This is a genomic window from Nannocystis sp. RBIL2 (assembly GCF_026626745.1).
Classification (GTDB): domain Bacteria; phylum Myxococcota_A; class Polyangia; order Nannocystales; family Nannocystaceae; genus Nannocystis.
Genome location: NZ_JAPNJW010000001.1, coordinates 5,838,649 through 5,857,786 on the forward strand (window position 1 = coordinate 5,838,649; position 19,138 = coordinate 5,857,786).

At 71.8% G+C, this 19,138-nt stretch carries 16 protein-coding genes; 12 read left to right on the plus strand and 4 right to left on the minus strand.

What is annotated here, in order from left to right; all coding sequences use genetic code 11:
- The first annotated feature begins 15 nt into the window (after positions 1–15).
- Positions 16–675 carry a TylF/MycF/NovP-related O-methyltransferase gene (locus tag OV090_RS23230; RefSeq protein WP_267706381.1) on the plus strand — a complete coding sequence of 220 codons (660 nt, stop codon included), beginning with the start codon at positions 16–18 and terminating at the stop codon, positions 673–675.
- Between the two features lie 25 nt (positions 676–700).
- Positions 701–1,915 carry a hypothetical protein gene (locus tag OV090_RS23235; RefSeq protein ID WP_267706383.1) on the plus strand — a complete coding sequence of 405 codons (1,215 nt, stop codon included), beginning with the start codon at positions 701–703 and terminating at the stop codon, positions 1,913–1,915.
- Positions 1,916–1,946: 31 nt separating this feature from the next.
- Here OV090_RS23235 and OV090_RS23240 read toward each other — a convergent pair whose 3' ends face one another.
- Positions 1,947–2,756 (minus strand): HEAT repeat domain-containing protein, encoded by an 810-nt coding sequence (locus tag OV090_RS23240; RefSeq protein ID WP_267706385.1) that lies wholly within the window; start codon positions 2,754–2,756, stop codon positions 1,947–1,949.
- Positions 2,757–2,800: 44 nt separating this feature from the next.
- Entirely contained in the window at positions 2,801–3,652 is an 852-nt protein-coding gene (locus tag OV090_RS23245) for a class I SAM-dependent methyltransferase (RefSeq protein ID WP_267706387.1), read from the minus strand.
- Between the two features lie 75 nt (positions 3,653–3,727).
- On the opposite strand from OV090_RS23245, the gene dnaX reads away from it, so the two are divergent.
- The 6 genes from dnaX to OV090_RS23275 all read left to right on the plus strand — a co-directional run bounded on the left by dnaX (position 3,728) and on the right by OV090_RS23275 (position 9,378).
- On the plus strand, positions 3,728–5,842 hold the full coding sequence (dnaX, locus tag OV090_RS23250) for a DNA polymerase III subunit gamma/tau (protein ID WP_267706388.1): 2,115 nt from the start codon (positions 3,728–3,730) through the stop codon (positions 5,840–5,842).
- An 89-nt stretch (positions 5,843–5,931) separates the two neighbouring features.
- Complete coding sequence (locus OV090_RS23255; RefSeq protein WP_224197196.1) at positions 5,932–6,258, plus strand: YbaB/EbfC family nucleoid-associated protein; 327 nt, start codon at positions 5,932–5,934, stop codon at positions 6,256–6,258.
- Positions 6,255–6,860, plus strand: a complete 606-nt coding sequence (gene recR / locus OV090_RS23260; protein WP_267706390.1) for a recombination mediator RecR — start codon at positions 6,255–6,257, stop codon at positions 6,858–6,860. Before OV090_RS23255 ends, recR begins: the two co-directional genes overlap by 4 nt.
- A 293-nt stretch (positions 6,861–7,153) precedes the next feature.
- Positions 7,154–7,609: a roadblock/LC7 domain-containing protein gene (locus OV090_RS23265; RefSeq protein WP_346660397.1), complete on the plus strand. Its 456-nt coding sequence runs from the start codon at positions 7,154–7,156 to the stop codon at positions 7,607–7,609.
- A 9-nt stretch (positions 7,610–7,618) separates the two neighbouring features.
- Positions 7,619–8,206, plus strand: a complete 588-nt coding sequence (locus OV090_RS23270; RefSeq protein WP_267706392.1) for a GTPase domain-containing protein — start codon at positions 7,619–7,621, stop codon at positions 8,204–8,206.
- 323 nt (positions 8,207–8,529) lie between these two features.
- Positions 8,530–9,378 carry a hypothetical protein gene (locus OV090_RS23275; protein WP_267706394.1) on the plus strand — a complete coding sequence of 283 codons (849 nt, stop codon included), beginning with the start codon at positions 8,530–8,532 and terminating at the stop codon, positions 9,376–9,378.
- Positions 9,379–9,694: 316 nt separating this feature from the next.
- On the opposite strand, the gene OV090_RS23280 is transcribed toward OV090_RS23275, so the two are convergent.
- A complete protein-coding gene (locus OV090_RS23280; RefSeq protein ID WP_267706397.1) occupies positions 9,695–11,446 on the minus strand; it encodes a hypothetical protein in 1,752 nt (583 codons plus the stop codon).
- Between the two features lie 120 nt (positions 11,447–11,566).
- Here OV090_RS23280 and OV090_RS23285 point away from each other — a divergent pair, with 120 nt between their 5' ends.
- From OV090_RS23285 to OV090_RS23300, 4 genes are all read left to right on the plus strand, one after another.
- Complete coding sequence (locus tag OV090_RS23285) at positions 11,567–12,493, plus strand: hypothetical protein (protein WP_267706399.1); 927 nt, start codon at positions 11,567–11,569, stop codon at positions 12,491–12,493.
- Positions 12,493–14,334 carry a dynamin family protein gene (locus OV090_RS23290; protein ID WP_267706401.1) on the plus strand — a complete coding sequence of 614 codons (1,842 nt, stop codon included), beginning with the start codon at positions 12,493–12,495 and terminating at the stop codon, positions 14,332–14,334. The genes OV090_RS23285 and OV090_RS23290 overlap by 1 nt, the downstream gene beginning before the upstream one ends.
- A complete protein-coding gene (locus OV090_RS23295) occupies positions 14,331–17,384 on the plus strand; it encodes a dynamin family protein (RefSeq protein ID WP_267706403.1) in 3,054 nt (1,017 codons plus the stop codon). The genes OV090_RS23290 and OV090_RS23295 overlap by 4 nt, the downstream gene beginning before the upstream one ends.
- A gap of 320 nt (positions 17,385–17,704) precedes the next feature.
- Positions 17,705–18,379, plus strand: coding sequence for a hypothetical protein (locus OV090_RS23300; protein WP_267706405.1), 675 nt, complete (start codon positions 17,705–17,707; stop codon positions 18,377–18,379).
- 137 nt (positions 18,380–18,516) lie between these two features.
- On the opposite strand, the gene OV090_RS23305 is transcribed toward OV090_RS23300, so the two are convergent.
- A complete protein-coding gene (locus OV090_RS23305) occupies positions 18,517–19,131 on the minus strand; it encodes an RNA polymerase sigma factor (protein ID WP_267706407.1) in 615 nt (204 codons plus the stop codon).
- Positions 19,132–19,138 lie beyond the last annotated feature (7 nt).

Here is a 19,138-nt window from a genome sequence, read left to right on the forward strand (position 1 = left end):
CGCTTTATTAAAGAGATGCTGACGCGGGTCGGTGCTCGCCTGTCCTCGCGGACAGTTCACAACCTCAACGCGACGATCAACTACGTCGAGGTCGGGCGGTGGATGGCGGCCCGCGGGTTCGACACGTCGCGGCGTGTGGCGCATCGGTTCGAGATCTATGAAAACATCGCGCGCGAGCTCGGGGAGGCGCAGGTGCTCTACCTCGAGTTCGGCGTCCACCGCGGCGAGTCGATCGCGCGCTGGGCCGAGCTGCTCTCGGGGACAGGTTGCCGCTTCGTCGGCTTCGACAGCTTCGAGGGCCTGCCCGAGGACTGGACGGCGATCGACCGCAAGGGCACGTTCGCGACCGGGGGCGCGGCGCCGGTGGTGAGCGACGGGCGGGTGTCGTTCGTCAAGGGCTGGTTCGACGCGACGCTGCCCGCGTTCGTGGTGCCGCCGCACGAGCGGCTGGTGCTGCACTTCGACGCCGACCTCTACAGCTCGACGCGCACGGCCCTGCAGGCGCTTCAGCCGCACATGTCCGTCGGGACATATCTGCTTTTTGACGAGTTCGCCGACCGCAACCACGAGCTGCGCGCATTCGAAGAGTTCTGGGCGACGCACCCCGAGTGGGACTTCCGCCTGGTCGGCTGCGACCGGATCCTCGCGCGCGTGGCCTTCGAGAGGGTGCGGTAGTGAACGGCCGGGCGAGTGACGCGCGGTGAGCGAGGCGCGACAGCAGGCCCCGCGCGGACACGCGTCGGCGTTCGTGTGGATGGCCGGGCTGTCGGTCGTGACGCTGCTGCTCGGGGCCACCCGCGAGTTCTTGATCGCCCGCGAGCTGCGGGCCAGCGGCGCGGCCGACCTGTTCTTCCGCGGCCTGGTCGCGGTCTCGGCGGCGCGCATGGTCGGCCTGTCGCTCTACCGGTCGCGGTGGTTCCCCGCGCCCCGAGAGGTCCTCGGGACAGTACTATTGCGACAGGAACGATGGGTCAGCCTGGCGATGGCCGTCGCCGGCGTGGCCGCGCTGCTGGCGATCGTCGGGCCGCGCGCGTGGGCCAACCCGACCGTGTGGGTGTTCGCGCTCGGCGTGGGCCTGGCGGTCCACGGCTCGGCGCTGCGCGCCCTGGCCGAGCGGGCCGGACGAGAGCGCCGCGGCTTCGCGCTCGAGTGGGGCATCCCGCTGGGGACGATCGCAGGGGCGACGCTGCTGCCGGGCGGGGCGCTCGGACCCTCGCTCGGGCTGGTGGCGGGGCTGGCGGTCGGGGTGGTCGGGGTGTGGCCGGCGGCTCGCTGTCCAGGAGGACATGCTACAAAGGACATGCCCCATGAGACACCCGGGAGGACGACCGCGCTGCTGGTCGACGCCCTGGTGTACGCCAACCTCGGGCTGCTCGACGCGGCGCTGTCGCACCTGTTCGCCGTCGGCGGGTTCGCGCGGCTGAACTACGCCTACCTGTTCGTCAACGCCGCGATCATGGTGCCGTCGGCCGCGGCGACCGTGGTGGCGCTGCGAGCCTCGGCCGGCGATCCCGCGCGCGCCCACGCGGCGTTGCGGCGCTGGGCGGTGCTCGGCGGAGTCGCCGGTGCAGGAGCGGTCGCGGCGGTGGGCCTGCTGTTCGCATGGGCGCCCGCGGCAGCGGTGGTCGACAGGGCGATCGGCTGGGACGTGTCGGCGCAGACCGGAGTGCTGATCTTGTGGAGCGTGCCGTTCGCCGGGCTGCGCCTCGCCAACACGATCGGCCGGCAGTCACAGGTGGCCGCCGACCCGCGCGGGCTGCTGGCGTGGGACCTCGGGGGGCTCGCGGGGCGAGCGCTGATCCTCGGGTTCGGTGCGGGGCTCGTGGGGCTGATCGCGTCGCCGATCGGGCTGGCCTTCGCCGAGCTGGTGCAGCTCGGCGCGTGGTGGCGTGGGCCGCGACGCAAGGGCGAGTGACTTCTCGTCGGCGTACCAGCGGATGGGTCGCTCAGGGCACGAGGCGCCGCAGCGTCACGCGGGTGTGTTCGGAGTCGCGATCCGCGGCGATGAAGACGCCGTCGCACGGGGCGAGGAGCGGCGCGCCGTCGACGGTGCCCAGCGGGTCGCCGGCGGACACGAGCGCGCTCCGAGGGACCTCGATCGTGACCTGGCCGCGGACCGTGAAGACCTCGAGCCGCGCGCCCGGGTGAGAGGCCGGCAGAGGTTGACCCGCGCGGACGCAGATCGTCTCGACGGCGTCGAGCGGGGCGTTGCGGTCGTGCGTGGCGACGCGGGCGGTGTAGGCGACGAGCGCCGGCAGATCGTCGGCGGTCCCCCAGCGACGCAGGCCCTCGACGGCGGTCTCACGCACCGCGCCGTCGCGGTCGAGCAGCAACTTCGCCAGTCGCGGGGCGACCTCGACCTGGCCGCGCGAGAGCAACGCGTAGAGAGCGTGCCAGCGGATCGTGCCCTTGCGATGGCCGAGCGCGGCCATCAGGAGCTCGGCCGCGTCCGCGCCGGGGATTTTGGCGAGCGCGCTGACGACCTCGGCCCGATCGATGGTCGCCGGATGCTCGCGTACTTCTTTTAAAAATGTTTGCGGGTAGCTCTCGACGAGCTTCATCAAGCACGCGTGAGCGTCGTTCTCGATCGCGCGGCGGCTCGGGCCCCTGGCGGTGGTGAGACGGTTCTCGGTCAGGAGCGCGGCGAGAAACTCGCGGACGCTGGCGGGGCCTCGCGCGCAGTAGGCGGCGATGGTGCTCGCAGCGTCGAGGCCTCCGAGGACGGCCAGCAGCGTCGAGAGGGTCGGCTCGGACACTTGCGGAGCATCGCACGCGTCGGTGTTGTCGACTCAGTCGCGGCTCAGCGTGCGACCGCGTAGACCTCGAAGCCCGTGCCGAGGCCGGCGCGGTCGACCAGGCGGGCGACCGGTTCGGCGGCCAGGGCGAGGCCGGCGGACACGGCGCGGGCGGGCAGCGAGCTGCCGAGGACGAAGCGCTGGAAGCCGCGGCTGAGGGCCGCGCGGTCGAGGCCGGAGAAGCTGGTCCAGCGGACCGGGTCGAAGTCGGCGGCGCCGAGCAGGGTCTGCAGGCCGCGGCGGCTGAACAGCGACAGGTGGTCGGGCGGGATCACCATCGGGAAACGAGGCCCGAGCGCGCGCGCCGGCAGGCCCGAGCTCGACGGCGTCGACAGGGCGAGGAAGCCGCCGGGACGCAGCCACTTGCGGGCCTGCAGCAAGATGTCCTTTGGGTCAGCCACGTGCTCCACCACTTCCCACATCGCCACGGCGTCGAAGCGCGGCGCGGGCGGGCCGAAGTCGGAGAACCACACCTCGTGGACGGTGTGGCCGCGGCGGCGCGGACCCTCGGCAGTGCGAGCGCGGTCGACGCCCTCGACCTGCAGGCCGAGGTCGCGGCAGGCGTCGAGGAAGTGGCCGGGGCCGCAGCCGACCTCGAGCACCGAGCGCACGCCGAAGCGACGGAGGATGGCGGCGCGCGCGTCGCCCTCCTCCCGCATGCGCTGCTCCTGGCCCTCGGCGCTGCCGTGGTAGTCGGGCGCGAGGTAGAGGGTCTCGAGCGCCTGCGGGTCGGGCAGCGGCGTGACGAACACGGTGCCGCAACGGCGGCAGCGGGCGTGGTCGAAGTCGCGGACGCGGAACGCGAAGTCGGCGTGAGGGCCGTCGCAGGCCGGGCACGGGCGGGCCGCCGAGTTCACGCCTTCCTGATTAACACGGGCGGCGGAGGCTCGCCAGCCCGCCGGCGCCCCCGCCGTGCTAGGGTTCGAGCCCCCGTGGCCTACGTCGTCCTCGCCCGCAAGTACCGCCCGCAGCGCTTCGCCGACCTCGTCGGCCAGGAGCACGTGACGCGCACGCTGGCGAACGCGATCGCCCACGACCGGGTCCATCACGCCTATTTGTTCTGCGGCGCGCGCGGCCTCGGCAAGACCACCGCCGCGCGCCTCCTGGCCAAGTGCCTGGTGTGCGTGAAGGGCCCGACGATCGACCCCTGCAACGAGTGCAGCGAGTGCGTCGCGGTCACCGAGGGCCGCTCGGTCGACGTCATCGAGATCGACGGCGCCAGCAACAACCGCGTCGAAGACGTTCGCAACATCCGCGAGCAGGTCCGCTACCTGCCGCAGACCGCCCGGCGGAAGATCTACATCATCGACGAGGTGCACATGCTGACCGGCTCGGCCTTCAACGCCCTGTTGAAGACGCTCGAGGAGCCGCCGCCGCACGTCACCTTCATCTTCGCCACCACCGAGGTCCACGAGCTGCCGGCGACGATCCTGTCGCGAGTGTCGCGCTTCGACTTCCGCCGGCTGTCGAGCGCGCAGCTCGTCGGCCACCTCAAGTCGATCCTCGCCCGCGAAGGCGTGAGCGTCGAAGAGGCCGGTCTCTACACCGTCGCTCGCGCCGGCGACGGCTCGGTCCGTGACTCGCTGACGCTGCTCGACAAGGTCATCGCGTTCGCCAGCGACACCGGCAAGATCAGCGCCGAGGAGGTCCGGGTCGTGCTCGGCGTCCCGAGCACGCTCGCGGTCGCCGGCCTGGTCGAGGCGGTGCTGGCCCGCGACGCCACCCTGACCCTGCGGCGCTTCGACGAGATCTTCACCTCCGGGCAAGATCTCCTGGCCCTCGCGCTGGAGCTGCTCAAGCACCTCCGCGACCTCACGGTCGTCAAACTGACCGGCAGTCGCGACGTGCTGCTCGACGCCTCCGACCAGGAGTTCGAGCAGCTCACGCGCCAGGCCGCGGGCGTCGACGCGACCGCGCTGTCGCAGCTGTTCGACCGCTTCACCCGGGTCGTCGACGCCCTGCAGCGCACGCGCGTGCCGCGGCTCGTGCTCGAGATGGGTCTTTTGGACCTGGTCCACACCGAGCCGCTCATGCCGCTCGGCGATCTCATCGATCGCCTGGAGCAGATCTCTGCTCCGGGACCCGGCGGCAACAGCGGCGGCTTCGCTCCGGGAGGTTCAGCACCGCGCGGCGGCGGTGAGGCGTCTCGACCTCAGCGCGCGACCCCGGACTTCCCCGCGCGACCGCCTCAGCGCGCCAGCGCACCCTCGGCGGACATCGACACGTTCCTCGCGCAGCTGAAGCCGCCCTCGAGCACCTCGGCCCCCTCAGGTCCTCCGCCGCAATCGGCAAGCCCGCCGCAGCCGGCAAGCCCGCCGCCACGCCAGCCCGACCCGCCGCGAGAGGCCGCCCGCTCGCCGGCCCCGGCCCCACCGCGGCGACCTGAGGCACCGGCATCGGCTCCGTTTACTCCGCCGGCGTTCTCGCCGCCCCCCAACTCCTTCTCGCCGCCGCCGGCCCCTGCCTCCTTCTCGCCCCCGCCGCCGGCCCCTGCCTCCTTCTCGCCCCCGCCCGCCCCTGCCTTCGCTCCGCCCGCCTCTGCCGCTCCGCCGGCTTCGGCAACCCCGGCGGCCGAGGCCTGCGCCGTCTGCCCGGGCACCCCGCGGGAAGCCACCGGCACCGGCACGATCGCCTGGGCCACGCTGCCGCCGTTCACCGCCTGGGAGGAATTTTTGAATCGGGTGCGCCGCGAGGAGATGGCGATCTTCGCTCTCCTGGCCGAATTCGGGCTGCTCGGGGTGGGCGAAGGGGTCGTCCGCCTGATCGGCAGCAGCTATTACCGCGAGATGCTCCAGAAGCACCGCGGCCAGATCGACGAGGCGCTGCACCTGCACATGGGGATGCCGTTCCGCCTGGAGCTGATCGAGGGCGAGGCCGCGCTACCGGACGCGCCGTCGCTGCGCCAGATCGAGCGTCAGCGCCAGGAAGCGCTGCAGGCCGAGGTGCTGCAGGAAGCCCGCACGCACCCGCAGATCCAGGCGCTCCTGGCCCAATTCGAGGGTCAGCTCAAGGTGGTCCGGCCGCTGGTCGCGCCGCAGGCCAAGTGAGCAATCCGGGCGCAGGATTGGCGCTCACGAGGGGCTCCCGAGCCTTTGGACCTGTGCCCGGACGCTTTCCGGAGTAGGATGAACCCATCATGAGCGAGTTTGACCTCGGAGCGATGATGCGGCAGGCGCAGGTTTTGCGCCAGCAGCTTGAGAGCATGCAGCAGAACCTCGATCACGAGGTTGTCGAGGGCAGCGCGGGCAGCGGCCTGGTGAAGGCCAAGGCTTCGGGGACCCAGCGGCTCATCAGCATCGAGCTCGCCCCGGCGGCCATGACCGAGGACCGGGAGATGGTGCAGGACCTCATCGTGGCCGCGGTCAACAACGCGCTCGACAAGGCCAAGTCGCTGCAGCAGCAGCGGGTCGGTAACCTGATTCCCCCGGGGATGATGGGCCCTGGCGGTTTCCCCGGGCTGTGACCGGCGACGACGCGCAGAACCCCCTGCAGCGCCTGGCGGCGCTGCTGACCCGCTTGCCCGGGATCGGCGAGAAGACCGCGATGCGCCTGGCGCTGTCGCTGGTCAAGGCCGACGGCGACTACGTGGCGGCGCTGGCCGACGCGATCGCCGGGGTCCATCGTCAGCTCGGGCTGTGCGAGGTCTGCTTCGACCTGTGTACCGGCGGCGCCTGCGAGCGTTGCCGGGACCGGCGCCGCGACCACGGCATCATCTGCGTCGTCGCGCAGCCGCAAGACCGGATGGCCATCGAGCGTACCGGCGCCTATCACGGGCTTTACCACGTGTTGCACGGGGTACTCGACCCGCTCGGCGGCGTCGGGCCCGACGAGCTGCGGGTCAAGGAGCTGCTGCGGCGCCTGCAGGGTGACAGCGTCCGCGAGGTCATCGTGGCCACGAGCCCCAACGTCGAGGGCGACGCCACCGCGGTGTATCTGGCGAAGCTGCTGCGCCCGCTGGGGGTGCAGGTGTCGCGGATCGCCAGCGGGGTCGCCGTCGGCGGAGAGCTCGAGTACGCCGACATGAACACCTTGAATCGGGCGCTCGCGGATCGGCGCGCGCTGTAGGGCCCGAGGGCGCGCGGAACGACTCGTCGTGAGGACGCGGTCCGGTCGGGGTCCCGATGCCCACGCGCGCCATGGCCGCGTCACGCGGACAGAGCGCCGCGCGCTCGCGTGACCCTGAACGTCGGGCCATGGCCCCGGAGAGGTGTTGCGCCGGCATTCGCTCGAGGCTGCCATCCGTGATGGACTTGCCCGAATGACTTTGTTACGGTTTTGGCGCCCATGGACATAGGTCCGGGTCCCCACGTCGAGCCTCAGGAGTCTCACCCTTGAACCCGCTGAATCCCCAGCTCGTGATGTATGAAGAGGAGCAGAAGCAGATCCAAGCGATCGCTGAGCGGCTCCATCAGGACTCGCGAGCGAGAACGATTCTCCTCATCGACAAGAACGGACAGCTCGTCGCCGCCGCGGGCGACAGCGCCGCCCTCGACACGACCTCGTTGAGCTCTCTGGTGGCCGGCAACGTCGCGGCGACCGGTGGCATCGCTCAACTGTTGCGCGAGGACGAGTTCACCGCCCAGTTCCACGAGGGCAAGGGCATGTCGATCCACATGTCGCTGGTGGGCCGGCGGATCATCCTTGTCGTGCTGTTCGACAAGAACACGACGCAGGGGCTGGTCCGTCTCCGCGTCAAGAAGGCCCAGGACGAGCTCGTGCCGATCTTCGAGGCTCTGGCCAAGAAGGTGACCACGCAGTCGGCCCCGTTCGCGGAGATCACCGACCAGGACATCGACAACCTGTTCAACGACTAGCGAGAACCGATGTCGTTCATCAACTACAGTTCGCGCGAGATCAACTGCAAGCTCGTCTACTACGGGCCTGGACTCTGCGGCAAGACGACGAACCTGCAGTACATCTACAACAAGACGCGTCCGGAGGCGAAGGGCAAGATGATCTCGCTCGCCACCGAGACCGAGCGGACCTTGTTCTTCGACTTCCTGCCCCTCAGCCTCGGCGAGATCCGCGGCTTCAAGACGCGCTTCCACCTGTACACCGTCCCGGGTCAGGTGTTCTACGACGCGAGCCGCAAGCTGATCCTCAAGGGCGTCGACGGCGTGTGCTTCGTCGCCGACTCGCAGGACGCCCGTTACGACGCGAACATCGAGAGCCTCGAGAACCTGCGCATCAACCTGCAGGAGCAGGGCTACGACCTCGACAAGCTCCCGTACGTGATGCAGTACAACAAGCGCGACCTCCCGAACGCGATGTCGATCGAGGAGCTGTCCGCGGCGCTCAACCCGACTCGCGTCCCCGAGTTCGAGGCCATCGCACCGAACGGCCAAGGCGTGTTCGACACGCTCAAGGCGCTCGCCAAGCAAGTGCTCGCCGAGCTGCGCAAGGGCACCTAGCGCCCTGCGAGCGCAGCTCGCTCTCTCTGTACGTCCGGACATGTTGCATCGGACAGGTCTCTTGCGACAGCCTCGTGCGGTCCGCCGGCGCCCGTCGCGTGGTCGCGCCCGCGTGGAGATTAAAGTCACAGCCGCGGGGCCGCGACTGCATGGGACGACGCTCCCAGCCGTGACACACCGGCCGCTCGGTCGACGCGTTCCCCGCCTTACGGCCGCGAGAGGCCACAATTAATCAGTTGGAGCGCCTCTAACGCTGTGTATTATCCCCTCGAGTGGTCCGCGCTGCCTCGCGCGAGCCGCCTGACCGAAGCGGAAGCCCAATCATGGCCACGGAAGAATGGATTCAGGAGTCCCTCGCCCGGCTCGAGAGCCTCGAAGAGGAGCGGAAGAAGCACGAGGACGCGCTGGAGACCGCCAGCGATCCCGCCACGCTCCGCATGCACACGCAGGCCGTCGAGCGACTCGAGGTGAAGATCCGGGCGCTGTACGCCGAACTCGAAGCAGTCGCCGCTCAGGACGGTGGTGACGACGCCGATGCCGATGAGGCCGATGCCGGCGACGACCTCGACGACGCGGCCCCCGAGCCCGTTCGTGCCGCTCCCGCCCGTCCTGCCGCCCCCGCCGCGGCCCCGTTCAGCTCGCCGCCCGCCGCCGCGCCGTTCAGCGCGGCCCCTGTCTCGCCCTTCGGCGAGGTGCCCTCGGCGGCCCCGTTCAGCTCGCCGCCCGCCGACGCCCCCGCGTTCGCCTCGACGCCCGCGTTCGCCTCGACGCCCGCCGCCTCGTTCGACTCCGGCGACGACGTCGAGAGCGGCGGCTCGGGCAGCAAGATCGGCATCATCATCGGCCTCGTCCTCGTGCTCGGCGGCGCCGGTGCTTACTTCGCCCTGGGCCGCAAGCCCGCCGAAGAGGCGCCCCCGCCGGCCGCGCCCACCGAGCTCAAGGTGATCAAGAGCGGCGAGGTCCCGCCCGACACGCAGGGCCCCCGCACCGCCAAGGGCGGCGAGATCGACGCGACCCACGGCGCCCACATCAAAGAGACCGATCGCCGCACCGGCGGTGGCAGTGGCGGCGGCAGCAGCAGCACGCCCTCCTCCACGGAGCCGAAGAAGAAGAAGGACGACAAGGCCACCAAGATCGAGTCGACCGACGACCCGCTGGCCGGCATTCGCTGAGCTGCCTTCTCGGGCATGTTGGAAGGGCCATGTCGCTTGCGACATGGCCCTTCGCACATTTTGAGTATGGGCTCGTGGGTTGCGCCGCGGCGAGCCGCTTCAGCAACCCGGACGCCGCTCGCAATCGCCGGCTCCGCTGAACCGCGGAGCGACGAGCTGCTCCTTCTGCTCGTCACGCCTCGGCGTGTCCGACTGCCGCATCGATGCGTCTCGATGCCGGTCATCTTGCGCGTCGAGCCGCTTCAGCAGCCCGAAAGTCGCTGCTTGCGAATCGCCGCAACGGCTCGCCGACTCCGCGAGACCGCGGAGCGACGGGCTACTCCTTCTTCTCGTCGCTCTTCTGCCCCGGCTTCGGCGGCGCGCGGAACACCGGCGCGGGGCCGGCGGGGTTCGGCGGCTGGGAGCCGATCGCCGGCAGATCGAGCCGCGTCGTGCCGCGCGTGGGCAACCCGGTCCGCGGCATCGCCGGCGCGAACGGACCCTGCGGCGGCGGTGCGCCGACGTTGTTGAGCGACGGCAAGCTCGGAGCCGGCGGCTTGCTCGGCTCGTTCGTCGGCCGCACGCCGAGCAGCGTCTGTCGCCGGCGCATCGTCGGCGCGTCGCTGTCGGGCTTGGCCTCCGGCGGCGTCGCGGCCGGCGGCGTCACGGGTCCGGGCATGAACAGCGACGTCGCCCGCGGGGTCGGAGCCGGCGGCGGAGCTGCGGCCGGGGCCGCGGCCTTCACCTCGGGAGCGGGGCCCGGCGTGAACGGCATCGTCCCGCCGACGCGCGGCGCCCCGATGACGGGCGGCGCGACCGGCAGCGGCGTGTGACCGATGTCGGGCACGATGAGGCTCGGCGGGGCGGCCGGCTTCGCGGGCAGCTCGGACGACAGCGCCGCGGCGACCGAGTCGATGCGAGGCTTCGAGTCGTCGCTGTTCTTGTCCTTGAGCAGCTCCGACAGCGGCGGCGCCGACGTGTGCGGCGTCGAGAACAGATCGATCTCGAGACCCTGGCGCGGCGCGTCGGGGTCGCGCTCGATCGGCGCGGCCGGCTTCGGCGGCGCAGCCACGGGCGCCGGCGTCGGGGCCTCGGCCGGGGCGAACCTCCGCGTCGGCTCGGCGGCCTCGGAGCGCGCCTCGTGGTTCATGCCGGTCTCGCTGGCAGTCGGCTCGCCGCCGCTGCCGATCTCGCCCGACACAATCTCGCTGGCCGCGGCCTCGCTCGACACCACGATCGTCGTGCGCCGCGAGCGGGCGCGACGCTCGCGGCGGAGCTGCGCCTCGAGGTAGTCCTGCAGCCCCTTGCGGGCGCGCTTGATCAGGTCGTCGGCGACCGAGTCGTTCGTCGCGTCCTTGGTCGCGATCTGCACCTGCTCGAGCAGCACCGACGCTTCGTCGATGCGCTCGAGCTTCTGCAACGCGAGCGCCTGCGCCGCGACGACGCGCGGGTGCTCGCCGATCGTCTTGCGCGCGTTCTCGATGTAGCTCAGCGCCTGCTTGAACTTCTTGCTCTCGATCAGCAGGACGATGCCGAGGTCGAGCTGGTCGCGCGGACCGAGCAGGTTGGCCTGCGTCAGCTTCTGCAGCAGGTCGCGGGCCTTGGTGCGCTCGCCGGCGAGCACGTGCGCGTGGGCCTGCGCGCTGATCAGCATCACCGCCTCGGGCTGCCCACACAGCTCGGCCGTCTCGGCGAAGCCGGCCGCGGCCGCGTGGCCGTCGCCCAGCTTGAGGTTGAGCAGCGCGAGCTGCAGCGAGCACCATGCCGCCGGCGCGAACAGGCGGACGATCGGCCGCTCGGGCAATTCCGTGATGAGCTCGCTGGCGCGGGAGCGATCGGCGGCCAGGACCTCGCGGCCGAGCGCCTCGAGGCGGCTGGTCACCAGGCCCGGCAGCAGCAGGAACACGCCGAAGCCCCCGAGCACGAAGCTGACCCGCAGCGCGGTCGTCGACATCAGCAGCCCGATCAGGATCAGCACCCCGGGCACGGCCCACTGCACGACCTTCCCCTGGACGGGGCGGGGGCTCCGCAGCCAGAGGTGCTGCGGGACCACGACGGCCGGGAGCTCGCTGTGTTTGGGACCTGCCATGAGTTATCCGCAGCCGGGCATACCTAGATCGGCGCAGGCCTGCAAGCTAGTTTGCGCCCGCTCGGGCTTTTCGGCCGGACCGGCGACAGATCGCGTGACACGCCTGCTAGAATCGCTCCGGTGAGCTCCCCACTCGACCTCGGCCGCTTCGTCCAGCGCCGTCAGCTCCGCGGCTACGAGCAGGACCTCGCCCGCGCCACCTACGCCTACGGCGTCGACCTTCGCCGCTTCCAGTGGCTCAGCCACTCGTTGGCGGCTCAAACCGCCATGCGCGCGCTCGAGTTGCGGTGGAGTACACATGCGACGACGCTGATGACCGCGGGGGACCTACAGTACCCCGAAGGTGCCGAGAGTCTCCCGATTCTGCAAGAGATCATCCAGATCGCCGAGCTCCTCCACGCCGGCTTACCCGGCATCCGCTTCGTCTCTGCGAAGGGTCGCGCGTCGGGCATGTGGCCGCTCGTGGCGCCGCTCGCCAACTCTCGCGGCGGCGACGCGTGGCTCGTCCTCGACCACGACCGCCTGCAGACCGAGGCCCCGGCCGTGCGCGCCTTCTTCCTCGCGCAGGGCCTCGCTCACCTGCAATGCGGCCACGGCGGCCTCTTCATGGCACACCTCATGAGTGCGCGCGACCGCGTCACGCACGGCCTCGTCCGCGCCGCGCTGCGCTCGTGGAGTCAGGTCGCCGTTTTCTCGGCCGACCGCGCCGGGCTGCTCGCCGCGGGCGAGCTCGAACCCGCCTTGCAGGCGCTCGACCGGCGCGGCCGCCCGCAGCCCGACTGGCTCCCGAGCTTCTCGCCGCGACCCGAGCGCGAGCGCGCCCTGCGAGAGTTCGAGCGCAGCCGCGTCGTCGCGCGCATTCGCTCGCAACAACGCCACCGCCGCGAGCAAGCCTCGCCCGAGGAGATCGTCGCGGCGCTCGAGGCCGACGAGGCGACCAGCGCCGCTGCGCAGCCGGCGGACGCTCCCGCCGCCGAGGTCCCGGCCGACGCCTGGCCGCTCGCGCGCTGTGATCAGCGCCTCACCACGCGACTGAGGCTCCTGTAATGACGAGCTCTCCCACGGACCCCGTTTCCTCCGCCCTCCTCCACCTCGCCGACGGCCTGCGCCAGGCCGCCGACCAACTCGGCCTGCCCCGCCTCGGCGCCCAGGTCCTCGAGGAGACCACCCGTCGCCTCACCGAGTCGCGCCTGCGCGTGCTCGTGCTCGGGGAGATCAAGCAGGGCAAGAGCACCCTGATCAACGCGATCCTCGGCGAGGCGCTGCTGCCCACCGGCGTCACGCCGACCACTGGCGCGGTCGTCCAGCTGGTCCGCGGCGACGCCACCGAGCGCCGCCTCCACGGCGCCGCCGGCTCCGAGGTCCTCGCGCCCGAGCGCTTCGCCGAGCTCGCGCGCGGCAAGTCGCCGATCGAAGGTTCGCTGGTCGTCACCACCACCAGCGAGCAGCTCCCACCCGAGCTCGAGCTGATCGACACGCCCGGCATCAACGACATCCTCCGCTTGCGCACCCTCATCAGCCGCGGCGAGCTGCCCCGCGGCGACGCCCTGCTGCTCGTCCTCGACGCCACGCAGGTCCTCAAGCGCACCGAGCTCGCCTTCCTGCGCGACGCCTTGATCGCCGTCGGCGGGCTCGGCGACAGCGGCGCCACGTTGTTGCTCGCGCTCAACCGCGTCGACCTGATCCCCGAGGCCGAACGCCCGGCGGTCCTCTCGCACATCGAGGCCCAGCTCGCGAGCATGATCCCGGGCCCGCTCGAGATCTTCCAGACCGACGCGCGCACCGCCGCCAAGGACCCGGCCAAGGATAGCCTCGGCGTGCGCGAGGTGCTGCGCCTGCGCGAGCGCCTCAAGCAGCTCGCCGGCCGGACCCGCGACCTGTCGCCGCCGCGCGCTCGCACTTACTTGCTGCGCAACGCCGACCTGCTCGCCCACCACGCCGCCACCCTGGCCCGCGCCTTGCGGCTCGAGCACGCGGCCGTGCGCGACGAGCTGGAGGCCGTGCGCAAGGCCTTCATCGAGCAGCAGCTCGACGTCGAGCAGCAGCGCGCCACCATCGCCACCCGACGAACCGAGATCGTCGCCCGCACGCGCGAGCACCTGGCCAACTTCCGCGGCGAGCTCGAGGAGGCGATCTTCAAGCAGCTCGAACGCGCCGACCTGCGCATCACCGCCGAGCTGCTGCCGACCGCCTCGCAGGACGCGCTCATGCACTTCGTCTACAGCGAGGCCGAGCGGCTGCGCCTCGCGCTCGAGGGCCTCACGCGCGAGGTCATGCAGACCTGCGGCGAACAGGCGCAGCGGCGCCTCGCCACCGCGATGCTCAGCCTCGGCCTGCGCGGCCCGGTCATCCACATCCGCCCGCCCTCGGTGTTCGTCGAGGCCGGCACTCTGGCCGTCGGCATCGCCGGCACCGCGGTGATGTACTTCGGCAACATCGTCACCGGCCTGGTGATGACGGTCGCCGCTCCGCTGGCCACCATGGTCCTGCGCGAGCGCTCCGTCCGCGAGGTCCGCACCGCCGCGCGCGAGAGCGTCCCGTCGGCGCTGGCCACCGCGTTCGGCGAACTCGAGTCGGCGCTGGTCCGCGCCGTCGACGACCACGTCGCCACGCTGGAGGAGATCCTCGTGCTCGCCCACGGTCAGCTCGGCGACCAGCTGCAGTCGCTGCTGCAGCGCGTGATCGACCTCGACGAGCACGCCGCGCTGCCGCCGGCCGATCCGCCGCCGACGCCACCGCCCGCGAGCGAGCCCGCACCACAACCTGTCTCTTCAGCCAGCGAGGCGCGCAAGACCGCGGCCGCCGAGCTCCGCGCGCTCGAGCCCCGGCTCGCCGACCTCCGCGCCCAGATCGCCGCGGTCCAGATCGCCCCCGAGCAAGCGCGATGAGCAGCGACGACACCCGCAAGCCGAAGGACGAAGACAAGAACCCGCTGCGCTCGATGGGCTCCGCCCTCGGCGGGTGGGCCAAGCGCATGGGCACGATCCTCAGCGAGGTCACCCAGCAAGGCCCGCCCGAGGAGGTCGCCCGCGCGATCTCCCAGGCCCGCGAGCTCAGCCTCACCGGCGACTACGCCGGCGCCGCCACGCGCCTGCGCGAGCCGCTGACCCAGCGCCCCGGCGACACGCACCTCAAGCTCGCGCTGGCGATCACCCGCGTCGCCCAGGTCCTCACCGGCAACGCGCACCTGAGTGTGCTGCTCGAGCTCGCCGAGCCGCCGAACAAGCGCGGCGAGCGGGCCCTGCCGGAGACCCTGGCCGAGGCCACGCGCCTGCTCCTGCGCGACGAGTTCGACCCCGCGCTCGACCAGCTCCGGCGCGGCCGCAAGCTGGTCGAGGACGCCGGCGAGCCGGGCCTCCACGACGCTCGCTTCCTCCTCAACCTCCTCACCACCCTGCTGCAGGTCCGGCGCGGCCGCTTCGAGCGCGGCCTGCTCGAGTTCCAGCGGGCCCGCGCGCGCCTGCCCGAAGGGACACGTGGTCCGTTGCGCGCGCTGCTGGTCCGCGAGGGCGCGCAGCTGCTGCTCGCCGAGGATCACCTCGACGAGGCGATCGCCTGGCTCACCGGCGAGGCCGACCTCGGCAACACCGCCGCCGAGGTCGACCAGGGCACCGCCGCCGCGCGCGCCTACCTCTCGGTGGCCCTCGCGGCCAAGGGAGATCGCGTCGGCGCCGAGGCAGTGCGCGCGAAGGTCCCCGCCCGCCCCGAGTGGGAGGAGCATCTCGTCCGCGTTCACCTGCTCCTCGGGACAGGTGCCGAGGCGCGCGCCCTCGCCCTCCGCCACCTCCAGCAGGACCCGCAGAGCCCGCGGCGCAAGCGATTGTGGGCCCTGTGCGAGGTCGCGGCCTGGCCCGTCGGCGGCTGCGACGCGAACTCCTCGATCCGCGCCAGCGTGCTCGACGCCCTCGTCGACGCCGCTGCCTCGGCCGCCGGCGAGCGGCAGGAGCGGCACCTCCAAGAGCTGGCCCACGTCGCCCTGCGGGCCGATCTCCTGTCCGATGGGACAGTCGCGCTGATCCGCCGGCGCCTGCAGGACGGCGCCGCGTCTGCTCCCGAAGAGCTGCGGCTCGTCAACGCGCGCCGGCGCCTGCAAGACAACGACGAGCGCGCCGGCGAGGACTTCCTCCCCGGTCCGCCGCCGCGCTTCCGCAGCCAGCCCGACCTCGGCGGCCCCTTCGGCCCCGACGAGATCTCCCCCCTCCGCGACGCCAGTCAGCGCCTCGGCGTGCTGCGCGGCCAGCGGGCCCTGGCCTCCGCCGAGTTCTGCCTCAAGAGCCATGTCTCCGGGGACAGCCAGCCCGTCAACCTGCACGAGGCCGCGCAGGAGTACCTGGTCGAGGTCCTCACCGAGGCGCCCGAGCACGCACGGGCCCGGGCCCTCCTCGCCCAGCTCGCGCAACCACTGCAGAGCAACCGCCTCGAGGACCTGCTCGCCGCCGCCACCGCGTTGCTCGCGGCGATCCCGAGCCGCGTCCTCGGCGTCCCGATCACCGGCGTCGCCGACGCGCTGAGCGGCGTGATCGCGGCGCGCGAGCGCCTGGCCCGGCCGCTGACGATCGCCGTGATGGGCGAGTTCTCCTCGGGCAAGAGCACCTTCGTCAACGCGCTGCTCGGCGAGGTCGTCGCGCCGATGGGCGTCCTGCCGACCACCACCACGATCAACTTCTTCCGCCGCGGCCCGACCGGCGGCGCGCGCGTCCACTACCGCGACGGCAGCATCAGCACTGTCGCGCGCGGCGAGGTCCACACCTTCCTGCGCGGCCTCGACGACGTGGCGGCGAGCCGGGTGCGGCACATGGAGATCGAGCGCACCTCGGCGCGCATGGGCGAGGCGGCGGTGGTCGACACGCCGGGCCTCAACGCGCTCGACGGCTTCCACGAGCGGGTCGCCCGCGAGTTCGTCGACGAGGCCGACGCGATCATCTGGATCTTCTCGGCCACGCGCGGCGGCGCGGCTTCGGAGGCGGGCGTGCTCAAGAGCATGCGCGCCGACGGCCGCCAGGTCCTCGGCGTCCTCAACAAGGTCGACACCCTCGACCCCGAGGAGCGCGCCGAGCTCACCGACTACCTCAAGCAGCAGTTCGGCGACGTCCTGCTCGACATCATCCCGGTGTGCGCGAGCGATGCGCTCGAGCTGCGCACCGGCTCGGCCGATCCCGAGGCGCGCCACGACGACCCGTTCCGCGCCGTCGAGGACGCGCTCGAAAAGCACTTCCTCGCCCACGCCCGCGAGCTCAAGCGCTCACTCGCCGCCCGCCGCCTCGGCGACGCGCTCGCCCGCACCGGTACCGCCGTCCGCGAGGCGATCGCCGGCCTCGAGACCCGCGCCAGCCAGACCGGCCCCGTCGGCTCCGACCCCACCCACCTCGAGGCGCGCCTCGTCGCCCTCGGCGACAAGGTCTACGGCCAGCTCCTCGCCCTCGACGACCTTCTCACCCGCGAGTGCCTCGCCCTCGGCGTCCTCCGGGCCGGCGCCGGCGGCAAGATCCTCGTCACCGAGCAGGACGTCACTTACCTGACGGCTGTCCTTCGGGACAGCATCCTGCGCGCCCTCCAGGCCGACCTCGGCGAGCTGTCCCAAGAGCCAGACTCGGACGCTTTCTCCGACATCCTCGCGGCCCGCCTGGTCCCGTGGGCCCAGGGCTACCTCGACAGCCTCGAGTCTTCAGGCTTCATCGCCTCGCTGATCCACGAGCACGGCCACGGCGTCGCCAAGGGCGAGGCGGCCCTGCGCGAGCGCTACCGCAGCGCGCTCGCCCCGGTCGCCGCGAGCTGGCGCAAGTTCATCCGCGGCCAGGTCCGGGCGATCCGCCAGAGCATCGCGCAGATGCAGCACCGCACCGCCTCGGCCCCGAGCGCCGAAGCCCTGCGCCTGCGCGCCACGACCCTCGCCGGTGTCGACGCGCTGCTCTCGGGCCTCGAACAAGTCGCCCCCTGAGCCTCGACCCAATCCCCGAGCGCGCGCCAACACCGACGCGCTGCTCGGGGATCCGCGACCTTCGAGTCGCCCTTACTGGCGTCGCCTCGGGCCCTCGAACAGTCGCCCCTGCGTTCGAACCTCGAGTCAGGCCCGCCCCAGCGTTCGCCGCCGACCGCGGCGAGGCCGGCCGGGCCGCGCGCAGCCCGCGGCGCTCCGCTGGCTCGCGCCTCGCGTCCGGCCGCCTCTGTCTACATTTTTGCCGCCCCGCAGGCGCCCCCGGTCCTCGGGTCTGCCCTGTTCCACGCGCGCGGCGATGCGCTATTGTCCGGCTTCGAGCCATGAGCCTTGAACACACCTGGCCCGCCTGGGGCCTCGATGAGGCCGGTCGCGGCCCGATCCTCGGCCCCATGACCCTGGCGCTGGTGTCCCTCGACCGCCGCGCGGCGACCAAGCTGCGCGGCCTCGGCGTGCAGGACAGCAAGCGTTTTGGGGCAGGTCCCAAGGCACAGGAACTTCGGGCCAGCTTGTCCGTCGAGATCCGCCGGCTCGCGCGCGTGTGCGTGTGCGTCGAGATCCACGTCGACGTCATCGACGAGCACACCTACCGCGGCCAGCTCAACGTGCTCGAGCAGAACACCGCGCTCAGGCTGCTCGCCGAAGCCGGCACCCCCGAGGACGCCCACATCATCGCCGACGGCTGCCGGATCTTCACGCCGCTCCAGCGCAGCTACCCGCGCCTGTGCGCCGTCGACAAGGGCGAGTCGGCCCACGTCGCAGTCGCCGCCGCCTCGATCGTCGCCAAGCACGCCCGCGACGAGGCCTTCTCCGCGATCGCGGCCCGCTACGCCGCCGACTTCGGCCCGATCGCCGGCGGCGGCTACCTCAACAAGGCCACCCGCCGCTTCCTCGACGCCTACAACAAGGTCCACGCCCGCCTCCCGCCCGAGGCCCGCAAGAGCTGGGGCGCCGAGAAAGTCGACGCCGGCGATCAGCTCTCGCTCATGGCGGACTGACCCGGGTCGCGCGAGACCGCGAGGCTGTCTCTTCGCTCATGTCTCTCACAACATGCTCGTGAAGCCATGTCTCTCATGACATGTCCACTCACGCATGCTCTTTAGACCCTGTAGCGAAGGACATGTCCTTCGCTACCTCAAGCATTAAAGTCGGCCAGGTCTTGCCGCAGCTTCTCGAGCGCGTAGCGCATGCGGCTCTTGACCGTGTTCTCGGGCGCCCCGACGATGTCGCCGATCTCTTTAAAAGAGAGCCCGTTGATCTGGCGCATCAGGAACACCTCGCGCTGGTCTTCGGGCAGCAGGTCGATCGCGCGGGCGATCCGCTGGCGGATCTGCGGGGCAGCGGCGCGATCGTCGGTGGGCACGTCGTCGGCCGCGACGGTCTCGACCATCGCCGGGCCCTCGTCGTCGGCCCCGCGGCGCGGCGTGTCGAGCGACGTCGTGCGGCGGAACTTCGCGCGGCGGCTCTCGTCGACGCAGAGGTTCCTGGCGATCGTGTACAGCCAGGTCGTCAGCTTGGCCGTGCGCTCGTAGCGGTCCTTCGAGCGCACCACCCGGAGGAACACCTCCTGCAGCAGTTCCTCGGCGCGGCTGCGGTTCTGCACGCTGCGCAGCAGGAAGTTGAACAGCCCGCGGCGGTGGCGCGCGACTAGCTCTTCGAACGCCCGCGCGTCGCCGTCGCGGAAGCTCAGCATCAGCGCCTCGTCGCTGCGCGGCTCGGGCGGGCGGCCGTTGCGGTGCGGGTCGTCCATGCCTTCG

Bases quoted from the DNA above. Each gene is read 5' to 3' on its own strand.
- OV090_RS23230 (WP_267706381.1), top strand. From the start codon at position 16: ATGCTGACGCGGGTCGGTGCTCGCCTGTCCTCGCGGACAGTTCACAAC.
- OV090_RS23255 (WP_224197196.1), top strand. From the start codon at position 5,932: ATGAGCGAGTTTGACCTCGGAGCGATGATGCGGCAGGCGCAGGTTTTG.
- OV090_RS23265 (WP_346660397.1), top strand. From the start codon at position 7,154: ATGTATGAAGAGGAGCAGAAGCAGATCCAAGCGATCGCTGAGCGGCTC.
- OV090_RS23270 (WP_267706392.1), top strand. From the start codon at position 7,619: ATGTCGTTCATCAACTACAGTTCGCGCGAGATCAACTGCAAGCTCGTC.
- OV090_RS23275 (WP_267706394.1), top strand. From the start codon at position 8,530: ATGGCCACGGAAGAATGGATTCAGGAGTCCCTCGCCCGGCTCGAGAGC.
- OV090_RS23280 (WP_267706397.1), bottom strand. From the start codon at position 11,446: ATGGCAGGTCCCAAACACAGCGAGCTCCCGGCCGTCGTGGTCCCGCAG.
- OV090_RS23290 (WP_267706401.1), top strand. From the start codon at position 12,493: ATGACGAGCTCTCCCACGGACCCCGTTTCCTCCGCCCTCCTCCACCTC.
- OV090_RS23295 (WP_267706403.1), top strand. From the start codon at position 14,331: ATGAGCAGCGACGACACCCGCAAGCCGAAGGACGAAGACAAGAACCCG.
- OV090_RS23300 (WP_267706405.1), top strand. From the start codon at position 17,705: ATGAGCCTTGAACACACCTGGCCCGCCTGGGGCCTCGATGAGGCCGGT.
- OV090_RS23305 (WP_267706407.1), bottom strand. From the start codon at position 19,131: ATGGACGACCCGCACCGCAACGGCCGCCCGCCCGAGCCGCGCAGCGAC.